The organism is Pseudarthrobacter raffinosi (genome assembly GCF_023913735.1).
In the GTDB taxonomy this organism is placed as follows: domain Bacteria; phylum Actinomycetota; class Actinomycetes; order Actinomycetales; family Micrococcaceae; genus Arthrobacter; species Arthrobacter raffinosi.
On record NZ_JAMXBH010000003.1, the window covers coordinates 1 to 15661 of the forward strand.

Below are 15661 nucleotides of genomic sequence, written 5' to 3' on the forward strand. Positions count from 1 at the left end.
GTGCACCACACAACCCGGCACACGAAGTGACAGAGCGTCCGGCTGAACGTCGCACGAACTGAGAGAGCATCCGGCGGAACACTCCAGGAACTGCGAGAGCGTCCGCTGAGGGCGCAATTCCCCCGCAATTCCCTGGAAAACCGGTGATTTTAGTCAAAAAATGGCGGAAACACGCGGAATTTGCGGACCTCGGGGGCCCAAGCTGGTAAGTTTTCGAACAGTGGCTTGCACGCATGCCGCGTTCAGGCTCCAGAAATCGTGACCGTCCAGGAGGACATCAATGGCTAAGAACCGTAGTGAACTTGTTTCAGAGGTAGCAGGCAAGGCCGGCACCAGCCAGGCAGCCGTCAACTCCGTCCTCGATGCACTGTTCGAGGTATTCGAGACTTCCGTCGCCGCCGGCGAGAAGATCACCATCCCGGGCTGGCTCGCAGTTGAGCGCACCGACCGTGCAGCACGCACCGGCCGCAACCCGCAGACCGGCGAGACCATCCAGATCGCGGCAGGCCACAGCGTCAAGCTGACCGCCGGCTCCAAGCTGAAGGCTGCAGTCGCCAAGAAGAAGTAGTCTTCTTCAGCAACAGCAGCAAAGGAGCGGCAACCTCAGGGTTGCCGCTCCTTTGCTTTAAGCCGATTCTGCTTTAATCCGATTCGCCGCGCGGGCACCCGTAGCGGACAATGGATAGGTGCCTTCTGCAGCAAAATCCCGTCCCACAGCACCCCAGCCAGGCCCCGACAGGGGCGCCCCGGCCAGGGCTGGCGGCGTCGTGGGGATTTCCCGGCCGTGGCAGCTCGCGGGCCTTGCAGCCCTCTTCCTGGGACTGACGGCGGCACTCCTTTTCTCCGGCGCCGCCGCGGCCCGTGAGGTCTCTGACCCGGGGGCACTGGTCCGCTGGGGGCTTCCCGTCAGCAAGGCCATCCACAACGTGGCACTGGCGACGGTGATCGGCGGACTGATCTTCGCCGTCGGCATCCTCCCCAGAACTGCGGGTCCCCGGTCCCGGACCCACAAAGGCGATGCTCCGGAACATCCGGCGTTCGCCCGGGCCCTGGCCATTGCTGCCGCTGCGGGTGCTGCCTGGACGCTGTCGGCGGTGGCCGTACTGGTCCTTACTTACTCAGACGTTGCGGGCCAGGCCGTCGGCGGGGACGCCGAGTTCACCCGCGCGCTGGTGTACTTCATGACGGACATCGAGACCGGCCGGGCATGGCTGAGCGTGACCATCATCGCGGCCGTGGTGACCACCGCGCTGTTCGGCGTCAGATCCCTGGACGGCCTTGCCCTCACGCTGATCCTGGCGGTGGCCGGGCTGGTTCCCGCCGCCCTGATCGGCCACTCCTCAAGCTCGTCGGACCACGAAGGCGCCATCAACTCCCTGGGCCTGCACCTTGTGGGCGTCAGCGCGTGGGTTGGCGGCATCATCGTCCTGGCGCTGCTGTCCGGAATCCTGACCGGCTCGAAGCCCGGTGCCGCCGCCGACATCACCGAGCCAACGCTGCGGCGGTTCTCTTCACTGGCCGGCTTTGCGTTTGTGCTCGTCTTTGCCTCCGGCGTCATCAATGCAAGCATCCGCATCACCAACTGGGGTGACCTATTTGGTTCCCCCTACGGCCAACTGATCCTCGCGAAGACGGCGGCAACCCTTGTCCTTGGCGGCATCGGTTTGATGCACAGGCAATGGGTCATCCCCCAGCTGGGCCGCAAAGGCTCGGCCATGTCCTCACGCCGCGTCTTGTGGCAGCTCGTGCTCGCGGAACTCATGGTTATGGGAGCCACCTCCGGCGTCGCCGTGGCCCTAAGTCGGTCGGCCCCGCCGCAGCCCACCACGTTTGCGCCGGACGCGTCGCCGGCGTTCATCCTCACCGGCTACGAGCTGCCGCCTGAACTGACGCCGGAACGCTGGCTGACGGAATGGCGCTTTGACTGGCTCTGGGTGGCCGTGGTGCTCTTCGGGCTGGTGGCGTACTTCCTGGGCGTCGCCAAGGTGGTCCGACGCGGCGACAAGTGGCAGTGGTTCCGCGCCGTGAACTGGGTGATCGGCCTCCTGGTGCTGACCTTCATCACGTCAGGGCCGCCGTCGGTCTATGGCAGGATCCTCTTCTCCGCGCACATGGTGGACCACATGGCGCTGACCATGGTGGCCCCCATCTTCCTGGTGCTCGGCGCCCCGGTGACGCTGGCCCTGCGGGCGTTGCCTGCCCGCGGCGACGGCACCCGTGGGGCCCGCGAGTGGCTGCTCGTGTTTATCCACTCCAGGTTCTCCCAACTGGTCACGCACCCCATCTTCGCGGCGGCCAACTTCGCGGGCTCCATCGTGCTGTTCTACTACTCGGACGCGTTCGGCTTCGCCATGCGGGACCACGTGGGCCACGAGCTCATGATCCTGCACTTCTCGCTTACGGGTTACATCTTCATCCTGAGCATGATCGGCACGGATCCGTTGCCCCGCCGCGCTCCGTATCCCATGCGCCTGCTCCTGCTGCTGGCGACCATGGGCTTCCACGCGTTCTTCGGCGTCGCCATCATGGGCGGCACCAGCCTGCTGGCGGCCGACTACTTCGGCAACCTTGGCCGCGCCTGGGGGCCGTCCGCTCTCCTGGACCAGCAAATGGGCGGGGCCGTGGCCTGGGGCATCGGCGAAGTGCCCACGCTCCTGGTGGCCATCGGCGTCGCCATCATGTGGTCCCGCTCCGATGCCCGGGAGTCCAAGCGCACCGATCGGGCGGCCGACAGGAATAACGACGCCGATCTCACTGCTTACAACGATATGTTTGCCAAATTGGCCGAACGCGATGCCAGACTGGCTGAACGCAACTCAAAGCTGGAAGGACGCTGATGAGCGAAACCGTACGCACCCAACTCCGGGTCCGCGCCTCCGAACTGGTGGGCCGCAACTGGCTCAACACCGGCGGCAAATCGCTGGACCTCGAAGCCCTGCGCGGCAAGATCGTGCTGCTCGACTTCTGGACTTTCTGCTGCATCAACTGCCTGCACGTCCTGGATGAGCTGCGCCCGCTCGAGGAACAGTACTCCGACGTCCTGGTCACCGTGGGCGTCCACTCGCCCAAGTTTGAGCACGAAGCAGATCCCGTGGCCCTGGCCGCCGCCGTGGAACGCTACGAGATCCACCACCCCGTCCTGGACGATCCCGAGCTGGAGACCTGGAAGGCGTACACGGCGCGCGCCTGGCCCACTCTGGTGGTCATCGACCCCGAGGGCTACATCGTGGCGCACCTGTCCGGTGAGGGCCACGCTGACGGCCTGGCCGTGCTCATCCCCGAGCTGATCGCCGAGCACGAGGCCAAAGGCACGCTGCACCGCGGTTCCGGCCCGTACGTGGCGCCGGAAGCGACCTCTGGCACGCTGCGCTTCCCCGGGAAGGCTCTGTTCCTGCCCGCCGGGCGCGGTTCCGCCGGACCCGGTTCAGGCGCGCAGGGTTCAGGCGTCCAGGGAATGTCCGACGGCGGGACTCCCGCCGCCGCTGATACCGCCACCGACGGTTCCTGGCTGGTAACCGACACCGGGCACCACCGCCTCGTGGAGCTTGGCACCGACTTCGAGACCGTCCTGGCGACGTTCGGCTCCGGTACCAGGGGCCACGCTGACGGCCCGGCCGCCGCCGTCGACTCCGTCGAGCCGACCGCACGGTTCAACGAGCCGCAGGGCCTCGTGCTGCTTCCGGAAGAGGTGGCAGCGAAGGCGGGCTACGACGTCGTGATTGCCGACTCGGTCAACCACCGCCTCCGGGGACTCTCGCTCACGGACGGCAAGGCCACAACGATTGTTGGCAACGGCGTGCAGCGCCTGCTGGAAACCGGCCCCGCCCGGGTGGACGAGGACGCTGCCGGTTTCACGGGCCAGCTCAGCGAGCACCCGCTGGAGGTGTCCCTCAGCTCGCCGTGGGACGTCGTCTGGTCCACCAAGCTCAACGCCGTGGTGATCGCCATGGCCGGCACGCACCAGATCTTCAGCTTCGAGCCCCTCACCGGCGCCGTGGCAATTATCGCCGGCAACGGACTGGAGGGCCTGCTGGACGGGCCCGCCCACGAAGCCTGGTTCGCGCAGCCCTCCGGCCTGGCCGAGGACGCCGACGGCAACATCTGGGTGGCGGACTCCGAAACCTCCGCCCTCCGCAAGCTGGTCATTGACGACGGCGGCACGGTCACCGTGGAGACCGCCGTGGGCAAGGGCCTGTTCGACTTTGGCTTCCGCGACGGCCCCGCGTCCGAGGCACGCCTCCAGCACCCCCTCGGCGTCACCGTCCTGCCTGACGGATCCGTTGCCATCGCGGACACCTACAACGGTGCCGTGCGGCGCTACGACCCCGCCGCCGGGACCGTGTCCACGCTGGCCCGCGGACTCTCGGAACCCTCCGACGTGATTGTGGACCACACGCACGCCGCAGGCTCCGAACCGCTGCTGGTAGTGGTGGAGGCCAACCAGCACCAGCTGGTCTACGTGCCCATCCCCAAGGAAGCCCAGCAGGTGGACGAGGGCGCCTCGCAGACCCACCGGCCCAAGAGCCCGGTAGCCCCCGGGCTGCTCGAGCTCACCGTGCGTTTCACCGCGCCCACCGGGCAGAAACTCGACGACCGCTGGGGAGACCCCACGCAGCTGAAGATCTCCTCCACGCCGCCGGAGCTGCTTGTGGCCGGCGGCGGAACCTCGGTGGGGCTGCTCCGCACGCTGGAACTGGCTTCCGACATTCCGGAGGGCGTCCTGCACATCACCGCCCGCGCCGCGGCCTGCGACGGCCCGGAGGACGCGGACGGCGAAATCCCGGACCACGCCGCCTGCCACCTGTACCAGCAGGACTGGGGCATCCCGGTTCTCCTGACGGACGACGGCGACACCGAGTTGGTCCTGGACCTGCGCGGAATGGACTGATCACCGCCGCCGTGGTTTAGATCAAGAGGCTACGGCTTTGCGGCGCCGGCTTGCTGAGCCGGTGTGCAGAGGCTGCCTTCTGTGACCCTCGTGTCACGGGGGGGCAGCCTTTTGCGCGCCGAGGCAGCTCCCGGCCGCGGATTTCCGGGGTTAAAGCCGCCGGTCGCGAGGGGAACCCCGGAAACTCAGGGGCTGGCGCGCCCACCGGTGGCAAAAGCGTGCTGTGCGTGACACGAGGCCCGCCGATAGCCCAGGCGCTAGTAGCTCAGGAGCGGGGTGACCCTGATGGTGTCGCCGGCGACGTCCAGGCGGGTGGTGAAGCTGAAGTCCACCTCTTCGTTGAGCGGGGACCAGACGCCCGTGAAGGAACTCTGCTGGACCGCCTCCACCTTGGCCTTCCCGTCGAGGGGAGCAACCACCCAGCGGCCGCCAAAGGGCTCGATGGATATCTCCGGGTACTCCGTGATGGTCCACTTGATGGTGCCGTCGTCCACGTTGTTGGTGCTGGCGAAGTAGAAGGGGCAGTCCGGCTGCAGCTTTTGCTGCTTCACGGCTTCGGCGGCGCAGGTGTCCAGAAATTCCTTGACCTTCGCGCCCACATCCTTCCGCAGCTGGTCGGTGGCCTCGGTCAGCAGGTTCAACGGAGCCGCCGGGACATCGCGGGATGTCACCGTGGCTCGTGTGGCGGGCGCGGCAAAGTATTCACCGTTCAGGGAGGCTTCGTATTCACCCGGATAGAACACGGCGAACGAATTCCTGCCTTGGGGCATGTTAACCGGGACGCCGTTGAGGTTGGCTTCGCTGGCATTCACCACTGTCAGGCCCACCGTGGGCAGCCGCGACGGCACAAACGCCCACGTGTTGAAGAGCAGCCATTCCGTGCCGGTCTTCTCCAGCAGGAATTCGGTGCGAAGCCTGCTGCCATCGATCGTGTACTGCACGGGCACCATGACCTGGTTGCCGGCGCGTTCTTCGGCATCGCCGATGCTGACGTTCGCCAGCCGGGAAGAGGCCGTCTGCAGCGCTGTGCCGTCGAGCATGGCGGCGCTGCTGGGCGGCACAGTGGCCCGCAACAGACCCAGCGCCTTGCCGCCGTCGCCCTCGTGGAGGGCGTCCAGATACTCCCGGACAGGCTGCTGTGGACTCGCCACCGTATTGTTCACCACGTTGACCCCAACGACGGACGCGGCCACGGCTAGCATGAGGCCAAGCAGCCACCCTGCTGCCATCCTCACCAACGCCTGACTCATCTGCACTTCACTTACGTTACCTGCAAGGCCGCTGAACACAGGTGTCGCCGCCGCCCCGTGTAGCGGGGTGCGGCGGCTTTCCTGATGCCCGACGGCGGGAAGTCCAGGGCGGGACATCGTCCGGTTTTGCCTACCGGCGGCGCCGGGACGAGGTGCCGAAGACGCCGCGGAGCAGCTCCCGGCCAAGCTGCGTGCCCAGGGAACGGACCATACTCTTCAGCCCGCCGCCCAGTGCCCCGCCGAGCGCACCGGCGATGTCGCCCACCATCCCGCCGCCGGCCGGGGCCGCAGGCGCCGGTGCACGCCGCGCGGGCGCATCAGTGCCGGCGCCACGGTCCGGCGTGGGACGGCTGCTGGGCCGGCCCAGGATTTCCTCTTCGATCCTGCGGGCCTCGGCGTCGACGTCGGCCTGCCCTGAACGTGGTTGCCCGGAACCGGCCTGCCCCGGACCTGGCTGCCCGGAAGTCCCCGGAACCGGGGGCTCGCCGGGCGCGGCTCCGCCGGTGGGCGCAGCGGCCTTGCCGGTGAGTTTCTCGTAGGCGGAGACGTTGTCCACGGCGGTCCCGTACTTGGCGAGCAATGCCGACCCGCCCACCGTGCTCTTGATGAGCTCCTCAGTGCTGGGGCCCATGACGGATTCCGGGGCGCGAAGGCGAGTGTGCGCGACCGGCGTCGGGGCGCCCTTCTCATTCATGACGGTAATGACGGCCTCGCCGATCCCCGCGGACGTGAGGGTCTCCTCGAGGTCATAATCGCTCATCGGGAACGTGGACACGGTGGCTTTCAGGGCCTTGGCGTCCTCCGGGGTGAAGGCGCGGAGGGCGTGCTGGATGCGGTTGGCCAGCTGGCCCAGGACGTCGGCGGGGACGTCCTTGGGTGTCTGGGTGACGAAGAAGATCCCCACACCCTTGGAACGGATCAGCCGGACTGTGGTGGTGATGGCGTTCAGGAAGGCCTTGGATGCGCCGTTGAACAGCAGGTGGGCCTCATCGAGGAAGAACACCAGCTTGGGCTTGTCCAGGTCGCCGGCCTCGGGGAGGTCCTCGAACAGGTCCGCCAGCAGCCACATCAGGAAGGTCGAGAACAGCATCGGCTTGGTCTGCAGCGTGGGCAGCTCCAGGCAGGTGATAACGCCGCGCCCGTCCGGGGCGGTCCGGAGCAGCTCGGCGGTGTCGAACTCAGGCTCGCCGAAGAACCGTTCCAGGCCCTGCGCTTCGAGGTTCACCAGTTCGCGGAGGATGACGCCGGCGGTGGCCTTGGACAGGCCGCCCAGTTCCTCCAGCTCGTCCTTGCCCTCGTCCGAGGTGAGGAACTGGATGACCGCGCGGAGGTCCTTGAGGTCGATCAGCTCAAGGTTGTACTTGTCCGCAAAGTGGAAGACCAGCTGCAGGCTGGATTCCTGGGTGTCATTGAGCTCCATCACACGCGAGAGCAGGATGGGGCCAAACGAGGTGATGGTGGCACGGACGGGAATGCCGTTGCCGTCGCCGCCCAGGGCCAGGAACTCCACGGGGAACGTCTTGCCGGCCCAGGCCTGGCCGATGCTGTCGGTGCGGGCCTTCAGCTTCTCGCTGCCGGCGGCCGCCGTGGCCAGGCCGGACAGGTCGCCCTTGATGTCCGCGAGGAACACGGGAACTCCGGCCGCGGACAGCTGCTCGGCCATCATGTGCAGCGTGACGGTCTTGCCGGTGCCGGTGGCGCCGGCTACCAGGCCGTGCCTGTTCATCATGGTCAGCGGCAGGCGGACCTGGGCTTCCTTGTGGAGTTCGCCGTCCACAATTGCGGCTCCCAACTCGATGGTGGCACCTTCCACGGTGTAGCCCTTCTGGATGGTGGCGAGCTTTTCTGCAGTGGTTTTGTTGGCCATGCCGCTAGCTTAGCGGGGCGGCCGGGAGATTCTTCGTGAACGCGAGCGACGTGATGATCTCCGGATCCTGGTCCAGGTCGAACTGCGGCTCATAACCCGAGGCGAGGTACAGGTGCTTTGCTTCAGGCTGGCGCGGACCGGTGGTCAGGAAGACTCGCCGGTAGCCCCGCCGGGCCGCCAGCGCCTCCAGCTCCGCCAGGACGAAGCGGGCGAGGCCGCGGCGGCGGTGCGCCGAGTGGGTCCAGATCCGCTTGAACTCCGCCGTGTCGTTGTTGTACCGGCGGAAAGCTCCGCCGGCTATGGACTCGCCGTTTCCTGGACCACCAGCAGCGCACCGCCCGGTCCCTTGAATTCCGACGCCGGGTAGCGGTTGAGTTCGTCGGCAGCGTCTCCGCGGCCAAAAAGGTCGCCGTAGCGGGAGTCGTATTCCACGGCCAGCTCATCCAGGAGCGGCCGGACCCGCGGATCGTGCATGGGAAGGTTGAGGACGGTCAGCGCGGACCGGTTCAGCGCGGACCTGTTCAGGGCTGCCGGGTTCAGTGCAGCCGGGCTGCCTATGCTGGTTTTCACGCCGCGACGCCCAGAACAGTCCTGGCCAGGGCATCGTTCTCGCGGAACGGGGCGGCATTGGTGCCAGGCTTGGCAAAGGCGCCGGCGCCCCAGCCGGACGTTCCCGGCCCCACACCGAAGAGCCGGCCGCCCGCCCGGCCGTGCCCGTCCAGCAGCTCGTGCCGGTCCGAGACGAGCAGCTTTCCGGTGGAGTGGATGCCGTCCGCCGTGAGCAGCTGCTGTTCGCTGCCCAGACCGGACAGGTGCAGCGACGCCAGCAGCGGGTTGAGCGACCGGGCCACCGACTCTCGTCCCTCGACCTGATTTCCCGTGGCCGTGCCGCGTGGAACATCGTGACCACGGACAACGCCTGGACCGGTGCCAACTTCCGGCGCGGGGGATACCTGGACCACGCCGACCGTTACAGGCACGCTGAAGCATTCGTGGAGACGGCTAAGCGCATCTGGGATTCCTGGGAAACTGCGGAGGGACCGCAGATTCCTGGGAAACTGCGGAGGGACCGCGGGCCGTGTGCTCCATGAAGGGCAGCACTACACCGTGGACGTGACGCCCCGGCTGCCTCGAAGTGCGCAGTACCGGCCCGCGCTCTTCCAGGCAGGCGACTCCCCGGAAGGCCGCGACTTTGCTGCCCGCCAGGCGGATGTCATCTTTTCGGCCCACCCGAAGTTTGATGCTGCCGTCGAGTTCCGCAAGGACCTCGTGGCACGCTCGCTGAACGCGGGCCGCGGAGCCAACGCGGTACAGATCATGCCGGCCAGCGAATTCATCCTGGCACCCACAGCTGACGAGGCTGCGGCGAAGAAGGAATGGGTGCGCAGCCTGCAAATCGGTCCGCAGCAGGCCGTGGCTTACCTGGAGCAGTTCTGGGGCCGCGAGCTGTCGGCATACGATCCGGACGGGCCGTTCCCGGAGATTGATCCAGTGGTGGAGGAAACCTCCGAAACCCGCGGCAGCGGCTTCCACGGCGCCAAAGCCCGGCAGCTGGCGGACCAGTGGCGGGCAGAGGCCAAGGACAAGGGCCTCTCCATCCGCCAGTTCGTCACCTCCCGCACAGCCCGCGTGGACGCCACACCTTCACGGGTTCGTACTCCGCGGTGGCGGACCAGCTGGCTGAATATGCACGGGTCGGCGCAGTGGACGGCTTCAACATCTCGCCGTGGCTGATCCCGTCCGGCCTGGATGACATCGTGAACCACCTGGTGCCGGAATTGCAGGAACGCGGCGTCTACCCGACGGAGTATCGGGGCAGCACCCTGCGTGAAAACCTGGGCCTGGCAACTCCCGCGCGCACTGCTGACGAAGCTGCTGAAGCGGCCCGCGCTTTATGAGCGCGGACCGCCCCGGCGGCTTGTGGCAGCGCCTGTGGGGGACGGTGCGCTGCAGCTACATTGGGGTGTTCGACGGCGGCTGCGCTGGGGACGGTGCCGCCGTGCCCGACGGTGGCGCGGTCAGACTGCAGCTGACGGTGTGGGAGCAGCGCCTCTAAGGTACTTTGGCGTCCGCCACACCGGTTTCAGCCGATGATAACTGCAGGGCGGAGCCCGACGACGGATGGGCTGCTACGGCCGCGGCGTGCTCGGCCAGCACGCCCGTTTGGTGGCGGATCTTCAGCCGGTACAGCAGGGCCCCGCCGCCGGCGACCGCTGCCACGAAGATCACCCCGCCCCACTGCAGGTACCACTCGAACGGCGGCACCGAGTTGTAAATCTCCTGGCGCGGCCACACCAGGTTCAGTGTCATGGCACCGCCCCACAGGACCGCGAGGATGTTCACAGGCAGTCCCCACTTGCCCAGGCTGAATCCGGGTTCGGAGCCGTCGTCGGCAAGCGGCCACTTCTTCAGGAGCCGGTTGCGCAGCATCGGAAAGGTGACCAGCAGGTAGGACAGGTAAATCAGGACGATGCTGATGCTGGAGAGGATGGTGAAGATGGCCGGCTGCATTACGTTGACCAGTAGCGGGATGACGGCCATGATCCCGACCACGATGGCAGCGACAGTGGGGGTCCTGCGGACCGGATCCACTTTGCTGAGCTGCCGGCTGAACGGCAGGTTGTTGTCTCTGGCCATGGCGAACATCATGCGGATGGCGGCAGCATGGACGGCCAGGGTGCAGACCACCACGGCCACTACGATGCAGGCGAGGAAGGCCTTGCCGAAGGGGCCTCCAAGCACGGAGAGCACCAGATACTGCAGGCCGCCGTCGGCCGCCCCGAGCTTGGGGTCAGCCAGGTCCGGGGCTGCCAGGATGCTAAAGAGCAGAATCAGGCCGCCCAGCACGAAGGATGCCGTGATGGCGCGCAGGATGGCCTTGGGTGCCGTGCGTTTGGGGTCCTTCGTTTCTTCACCCAGGGAGCTGGCGGTGTCGAAGCCGTACATAACGTAGCCGGAGGCCATGGCGCCGATCAGGAACACACCGAAGAAGCCGAGGTCGTGGCCTTCCCCGAAGCCGGCGGTGTCGAAGAAGACCTCAGGCCCCCGCACTACGTGCCACCCCAGCGCCAGGATCAGCAGCACGGCCGCGGTCAGCTCAACAAAGACGCCGATGCTGTTGATCCTGGTCATCAGCTTCACGCCGAAGGCGTTAATGAGCGTGGAGATGGAAATCATGATGCTCGCCAGCAGCACGCCGTTGAGGGCGAAGTCGTAGGTGCCCGTTCCGTCACCGATGATCTGGAAGCCGGACCAGAGCTGCGGAAGGGTGAGCTGCAGGGCCAGGGCCACGGCGCCGAGCGCCACGATGGACGAGATGAGCAGCAGCCAGCCCGCCAGCCAGGACCAGGTCCCGGAGGTGAGCCGCTTGGCCCAGTTGTACACCGATCCGGCCACCGGGTACCGGCCCGCCAGCTCGGCGAAACACAGGGCCACCGTCAGCTGGCCTGCGAAGACGAGGGGCCAGGACCACGCGTACGCCGGGCCAGCCATGGAAAAGCCAAAGTAGAACAGTTGAAAAACACCAGTGAGGATGGAGATGTAGCTGACACCTGCCGCGAAGCTGGCAAACTTGCCGATGCTCCGGTCCAGGGTCTGCGTATAACCAAACTCGTCCATGCCGCTTGAATCAATACTCTTGCTGGGTTCCGCCATGTGGACTCCTAAATCAGAAAAGCACGATAGTGATGACCGGCCGGCCGTGGCGCATGGAAGGTCGATGCCCTGCCGCCGGGACCTTGCCGCTTAGGCGAGGGACGCGGTGAGCTCCATTTCTCCTGAGGTCATGGTTTCGCCGGACCGGCTGTCGCGGATGAGGTCCGCACAGCGTTCGCCGATCATCATGACGGTGATGTTGGGGTTGACGGTGACGTGTTCCGGCATGACGGAGGCATCCGCGACGCGCAGGCCGGTGACGCCTTTGACCCGTAATTCCGGATCGAGGGGCGACATGTCGTCGTCGGCCGGGCCCATCCGGACGGTGCCGACGGGGTGGTACACGGTGTTGTGCGTCTTGCGGATGTAGTCCCGCAGTTCCTCGTCCGTCTGCGCCTCGATGCCGGGTGAAAGCTCGCGTCCGGTCCACTCCGCCATGGCGGGCTGCGCGGCGATTTCGCGGGCCTTGCGGATGCCGGCCACCATGACGCGCATGTCGTGGCCGTCCGGGTCCGTGAAGTAGCGCGGGTCCACCTTGGGCTTGTCGCGGAAGTCGCGGCTGCGCAGCCGGACGGTGCCTCGGGAGCGGGCGTGCGTGACGTTCGGGGTGAGGCTGAAGCCGTTTTCCGTGGTGGGATAGCCGTGCCGCAGGGTGTTCATGTCGAACGGGACGGAGCCGTAGTGCATCATCAGGTCCGGGCGGTCCAGGCCGTCCTCGGTGGGGGTAAAGATGCCGATTTCCCACCATTGCGTCGAAGCCTGCACCATCGGCTGCCTGGCCTCGAACTGCACCACGCCTTCGGGGTGGTCCTGCAGGTGCTCGCCCACGCCGGGGGAGTCAACCAGGACCTCGATGCCGTGTTCGACGAGGTGTGCTGCGGGGCCGATGCCGGAGAGCAGCAGCAGCTTGGGCGAGTCGATGGCGCCGGTGGACAGGATGACTTCCCGGCGCGCGGAGAGGCGATGGGTCCGGCCGAACGCGGAGTCCACCACGTCCACTCCGGTGCAGCGCTTGTGCTCGTCGAACACCAACTGGCGGGCGCGCAGGCCCGTCAGCAGGGTGAAGTTTTCGCGCTCCATGATGGGGTGGATATAGGAGACGGAGCTGGAGGAGCGGGTGCCGTCCGCCCTGCGGTTGATCTGGAAAAAGTTGGCGCCGTTGATGACAGTGGTCCCGGTGTTGAACTTCGCACGCGGAATGCCGGTCTGCTCGCAGGCATCCAAAAGCGCGACGCCGGCGGGATCCACCGGGGGCACGTTCATCAGGTGCACGGGGCCTGAGTCCCCGTGGTGCGGCGCGTCCGGGCCGGCGTCCTCGTTGGTCTCCAGCCGCTGGTAGAGCGGCCAGGCGGTTTCAGCGGTCCAGCCGGTGGCGCCGTATTTGGATTCCCACTCGTCCAGATCTTCGCGCGGGGCCCAGAAGGCGATGCAGGAGTTGTGGCTGGAGCAGCCGCCCATGACCTTTGCCCGGGCGTGGCGCATAAAGGAGTTGCCGTTCTCCTGCGGTTCCACCGGGTAGTCCCAGTCATAGCCGGATTCCAGCAGTTCCATCCAGCGGTCCAGCTGCAGGATCTCGGGAAGGTTCCGGTCATCCGGGCCGGCCTCCACCAAGGCAACGGACACGTCCGGATCCTCGCTCAGCCGCGCGGCGACTGCGGCCCCCGCGGATCCGCCGCCGACGACGATGTAGTCGAACCCGCGCTCGCTGAGGTTCTCGACGTTGTCTGTATGCATCTAGTTCTCCTTCCCGTGGTCAGCGAACCAGCCGGTCACCTGGGGGCTGGTGTTCTGGTAGATGTGCTTTGCTTCCTGGTACTCGGCCAGGCCTGTCGGCCCGAGTTCGCGGCCGACGCCGGACTGGCCGAAGCCTCCCCACTCGGCCTGGGGCAGGTAGGGGTGGTAGTCGTTGATCCAGACCGTCCCGTGCCGCAGCCTGGAAGCCACGCGCTGCGCCTTGCCGGCGTCCTGGGTCCAGACCGCGCCTGCCAGCCCGTAGATGGTGTCGTTGGCCGTGGCGACGGCCTCCTCCTCGGTGCGGAAGGTCTCGACGGTCACCACCGGACCGAACGCTTCATCCACGACGACGGACATCCCGCGCTGCACGTTGTCCAGGACCGTGGGCTGGTAGTAGAAACCGGCGTCGTACTGCTGCCCTTCAGGGGCCGCGCCGCCACACCGCAGCCGCGCGCCCTCCTGTATGCCGCGCTGGACGTAGGCATCAACCTTGTCCCGGTGAGCCCCGGAGATCAGCGGCCCGGTTTCGGCGTCGTCATCAAACGGCCCTCCGATACGGATTTCCCGCGCACGGCGGACCAGCTCATCGACGAAGCGCTCGGCGATTGATTCCTCCACCACCAGCCGCGCCCCGGCGGAGCAGACCTGCCCGGAGTGGACGAAGGCCCCGTTCAGGGCGTTGTCGACGGCGGCGTCGAAGTCCGCGTCGGCAAACACCACGTTGGGGTTCTTACCGCCGAGCTCCAGCGCCACCTTTTTCACGGTGCCGGCGGCGGCCGCGGCGATGCGCTTGCCGGTTTCCAGTCCGCCGGTGAAGGAGACCAGGTCGACGGCGGGGTGTTCGGAGAGCGGGGCCCCCGCCTCCGCGCCGGGTCCGGTCACGAGGTTGGCGACGCCGTCCGGCAGGCCGAGGTCCTGCAGCAGCTGCATGGCCAGGATGGCGGTGGACGGCGTCAGCTCGGACGGCTTAAGAACGAAGGTGCAGCCGGCGGCCAGAGCGGGTGCGATCTTCCAGGCTGCCTGGAGCAGGGGGTAGTTCCATGGCGTGATCAGGCCGCAGACGCCCACGGGTTCGTAGACGATCTTGCTGACGACGGCGGGGTTCCCGGCGTCGACCATGCGGCCCGACTGCTGCCCGGCCAGCCGTCCGAAATATTCGAAGCAGGCGGCGATGTCGTCCATGTCGATGCGGCTTTCGACCATGCGCTTGCCGGTGTCCAGCGACTCCGCGCGGGCGAACTTTTCCCGGCGTTCGCGCAGTCCGGCGGCGACCTTGAGCAGGAAGGTGCCGCGTTCGGGTGCCGGGACATTTGACCAGATTCCGGAGTCGAAGGCTGCACGGGCTGCGACGATGGCACGCTCGGCGTCTTCCCGGCCGGCTTCGGACACTGTGGCCGCCACCTCGCCGTCGGCGGGGTTGCGGATTTCGCGGACAGCGCCGGAGACGGCCGGCTCCCATGCACCGTTGATGAACAGGGTGGATGCTGTTTCAGTTTTTTTGGTTTGGGGGACGTCCCGAAGGGGTGTGGCGTAAGTCATACGAAGGACAGTAATGCAGATTGAACGACTGTTCAATACTTTTATTGAACAGTCGTTCAATGCTACGTAGCGGGGCTTACTCCTGCAGGGGCGCGAAGGCTATTTGCTCAGTGCGGGCAATGCTTCGCTGGATGGAGGCCTCATCAACGCCGAGAAGGGCCGTCAGCCACATGCCGTTTTGGATGACGACAATGTCAGCCGCCCGCTCCCTGCATGTCTCCCATGACAGACCCGTTTGGGCATTGGAAACCAGTGCAGCGAGGCCGTCGAGATACCGGTCGAAGGCCTCGGCGTTGATCTGTGCATAGCCCTCGTCCGCTTGGGCGAGGGCCCAAAGATGCAGGCGCAGGGACAGGTAGCGGGTGGTCAGCAGGTCAGCGGCTGCCACCCGCCGCAGGGCCTGGCGCAGCTGTTCCTCCGGGCCGGACGACGGGTCGGGCGCCATCAGCAGCAGGTCGTGCTCGTCGACCCGGCGCAGGGCTGCCCGGATCAGGCTCGTCTTGTCGTCGTAGTAGTAGTTCACCAGGCCGAGCGCGACGCCAGCTTCGCGGGCCACGGCCCGCATGCTCACACCCGAAATCCCATGGCGGGACAGCAGATCCAGCGCCGCCTCGAGAATGCGCGACTGCCTGTCGATCTGTTCGCCGGAGTTCACGGTATTTGTCCCCATCTGGCCAGACTATTGCCAAACCCGCCGTTAGTGCATTTTCCGGATCAGGCGGACCACAT

10 protein-coding genes and 3 pseudogenes are annotated in these 15661 nt (G+C 66.8%); 5 read left to right on the forward strand and 8 right to left on the reverse strand.

Annotation, left to right across the window (positions count from 1 at the left end):
* Positions 1 to 280: 280 nt before the first annotated feature.
* The 3 genes from NG698_RS03245 (at position 281) to NG698_RS03255 (ending at position 4888) form a co-directional block, all read left to right on the forward strand.
* The gene (locus NG698_RS03245) at positions 281 to 568 is read left to right on the forward strand and encodes an HU family DNA-binding protein (RefSeq protein ID WP_056341443.1); all 288 of its coding nucleotides are present in this window, start codon (positions 281 to 283) and stop codon (positions 566 to 568) included.
* A gap of 118 nt (positions 569 to 686) precedes the next feature.
* Positions 687 to 2837 (forward strand): bifunctional copper resistance protein CopD/cytochrome c oxidase assembly protein, encoded by a 2151-nt coding sequence (locus NG698_RS03250; RefSeq protein WP_252599204.1) that lies wholly within the window; start codon positions 687 to 689, stop codon positions 2835 to 2837.
* On the forward strand, positions 2837 to 4888 hold the full coding sequence (locus NG698_RS03255) for an NHL domain-containing thioredoxin family protein (protein WP_252608024.1): 2052 nt from the start codon (positions 2837 to 2839) through the stop codon (positions 4886 to 4888). Before NG698_RS03250 ends, NG698_RS03255 begins: the two co-directional genes overlap by 1 nt.
* A 257-nt stretch (positions 4889 to 5145) precedes the next feature.
* Here NG698_RS03255 and NG698_RS03260 read toward each other — a convergent pair whose 3' ends face one another.
* From NG698_RS03260 to NG698_RS03275, 4 genes and pseudogenes are all read right to left on the reverse strand, one after another.
* On the reverse strand, positions 5146 to 6138 hold the full coding sequence (locus NG698_RS03260) for a hypothetical protein (protein ID WP_252608288.1): 993 nt from the start codon (positions 6136 to 6138) through the stop codon (positions 5146 to 5148).
* 130 nt (positions 6139 to 6268) lie between these two features.
* Positions 6269 to 8005 carry a helicase HerA-like domain-containing protein gene (locus NG698_RS03265; RefSeq protein ID WP_252608025.1) on the reverse strand — a complete coding sequence of 579 codons (1737 nt, stop codon included), beginning with the start codon at positions 8003 to 8005 and terminating at the stop codon, positions 6269 to 6271.
* A 4-nt stretch (positions 8006 to 8009) separates the two neighbouring features.
* Positions 8010 to 8479, reverse strand: a pseudogene (locus NG698_RS03270) (GNAT family N-acetyltransferase).
* 92 nt (positions 8480 to 8571) lie between these two features.
* Positions 8572 to 8859, reverse strand: a pseudogene (locus tag NG698_RS03275) (hypothetical protein); the annotation flags it as partial.
* On the opposite strand from NG698_RS03275, the pseudogene NG698_RS03280 reads away from it, so the two are divergent.
* A pseudogene (locus NG698_RS03280) lies at positions 8851 to 9903 on the forward strand (LLM class flavin-dependent oxidoreductase); the annotation flags it as partial. The pseudogenes NG698_RS03275 and NG698_RS03280 sit on opposite strands and share 9 nt — an antisense overlap.
* Entirely contained in the window at positions 9900 to 10061 is a 162-nt protein-coding gene (locus NG698_RS03285; protein ID WP_252608026.1) for a hypothetical protein, read from the forward strand. The pseudogene NG698_RS03280 and the gene NG698_RS03285, both read left to right, overlap by 4 nt.
* Here the strand turns inward: NG698_RS03285 and NG698_RS03290 are convergent.
* From NG698_RS03290 to NG698_RS03305, 4 genes are all read right to left on the reverse strand, one after another.
* Positions 10058 to 11659 (reverse strand): APC family permease, encoded by a 1602-nt coding sequence (locus NG698_RS03290; RefSeq protein WP_252599199.1) that lies wholly within the window; start codon positions 11657 to 11659, stop codon positions 10058 to 10060. The genes NG698_RS03285 and NG698_RS03290 overlap by 4 nt on opposite strands.
* A 90-nt stretch (positions 11660 to 11749) precedes the next feature.
* Positions 11750 to 13393, reverse strand: coding sequence for a GMC family oxidoreductase (locus NG698_RS03295; protein ID WP_252599197.1), 1644 nt, complete (start codon positions 13391 to 13393; stop codon positions 11750 to 11752).
* Positions 13394 to 14932: an aldehyde dehydrogenase family protein gene (locus NG698_RS03300; RefSeq protein WP_252608027.1), complete on the reverse strand. Its 1539-nt coding sequence runs from the start codon at positions 14930 to 14932 to the stop codon at positions 13394 to 13396.
* A gap of 76 nt (positions 14933 to 15008) precedes the next feature.
* A complete protein-coding gene (locus tag NG698_RS03305) occupies positions 15009 to 15602 on the reverse strand; it encodes a TetR/AcrR family transcriptional regulator (protein WP_252608028.1) in 594 nt (197 codons plus the stop codon).
* Between the last annotated feature and the right edge of the window lie 59 nt (positions 15603 to 15661).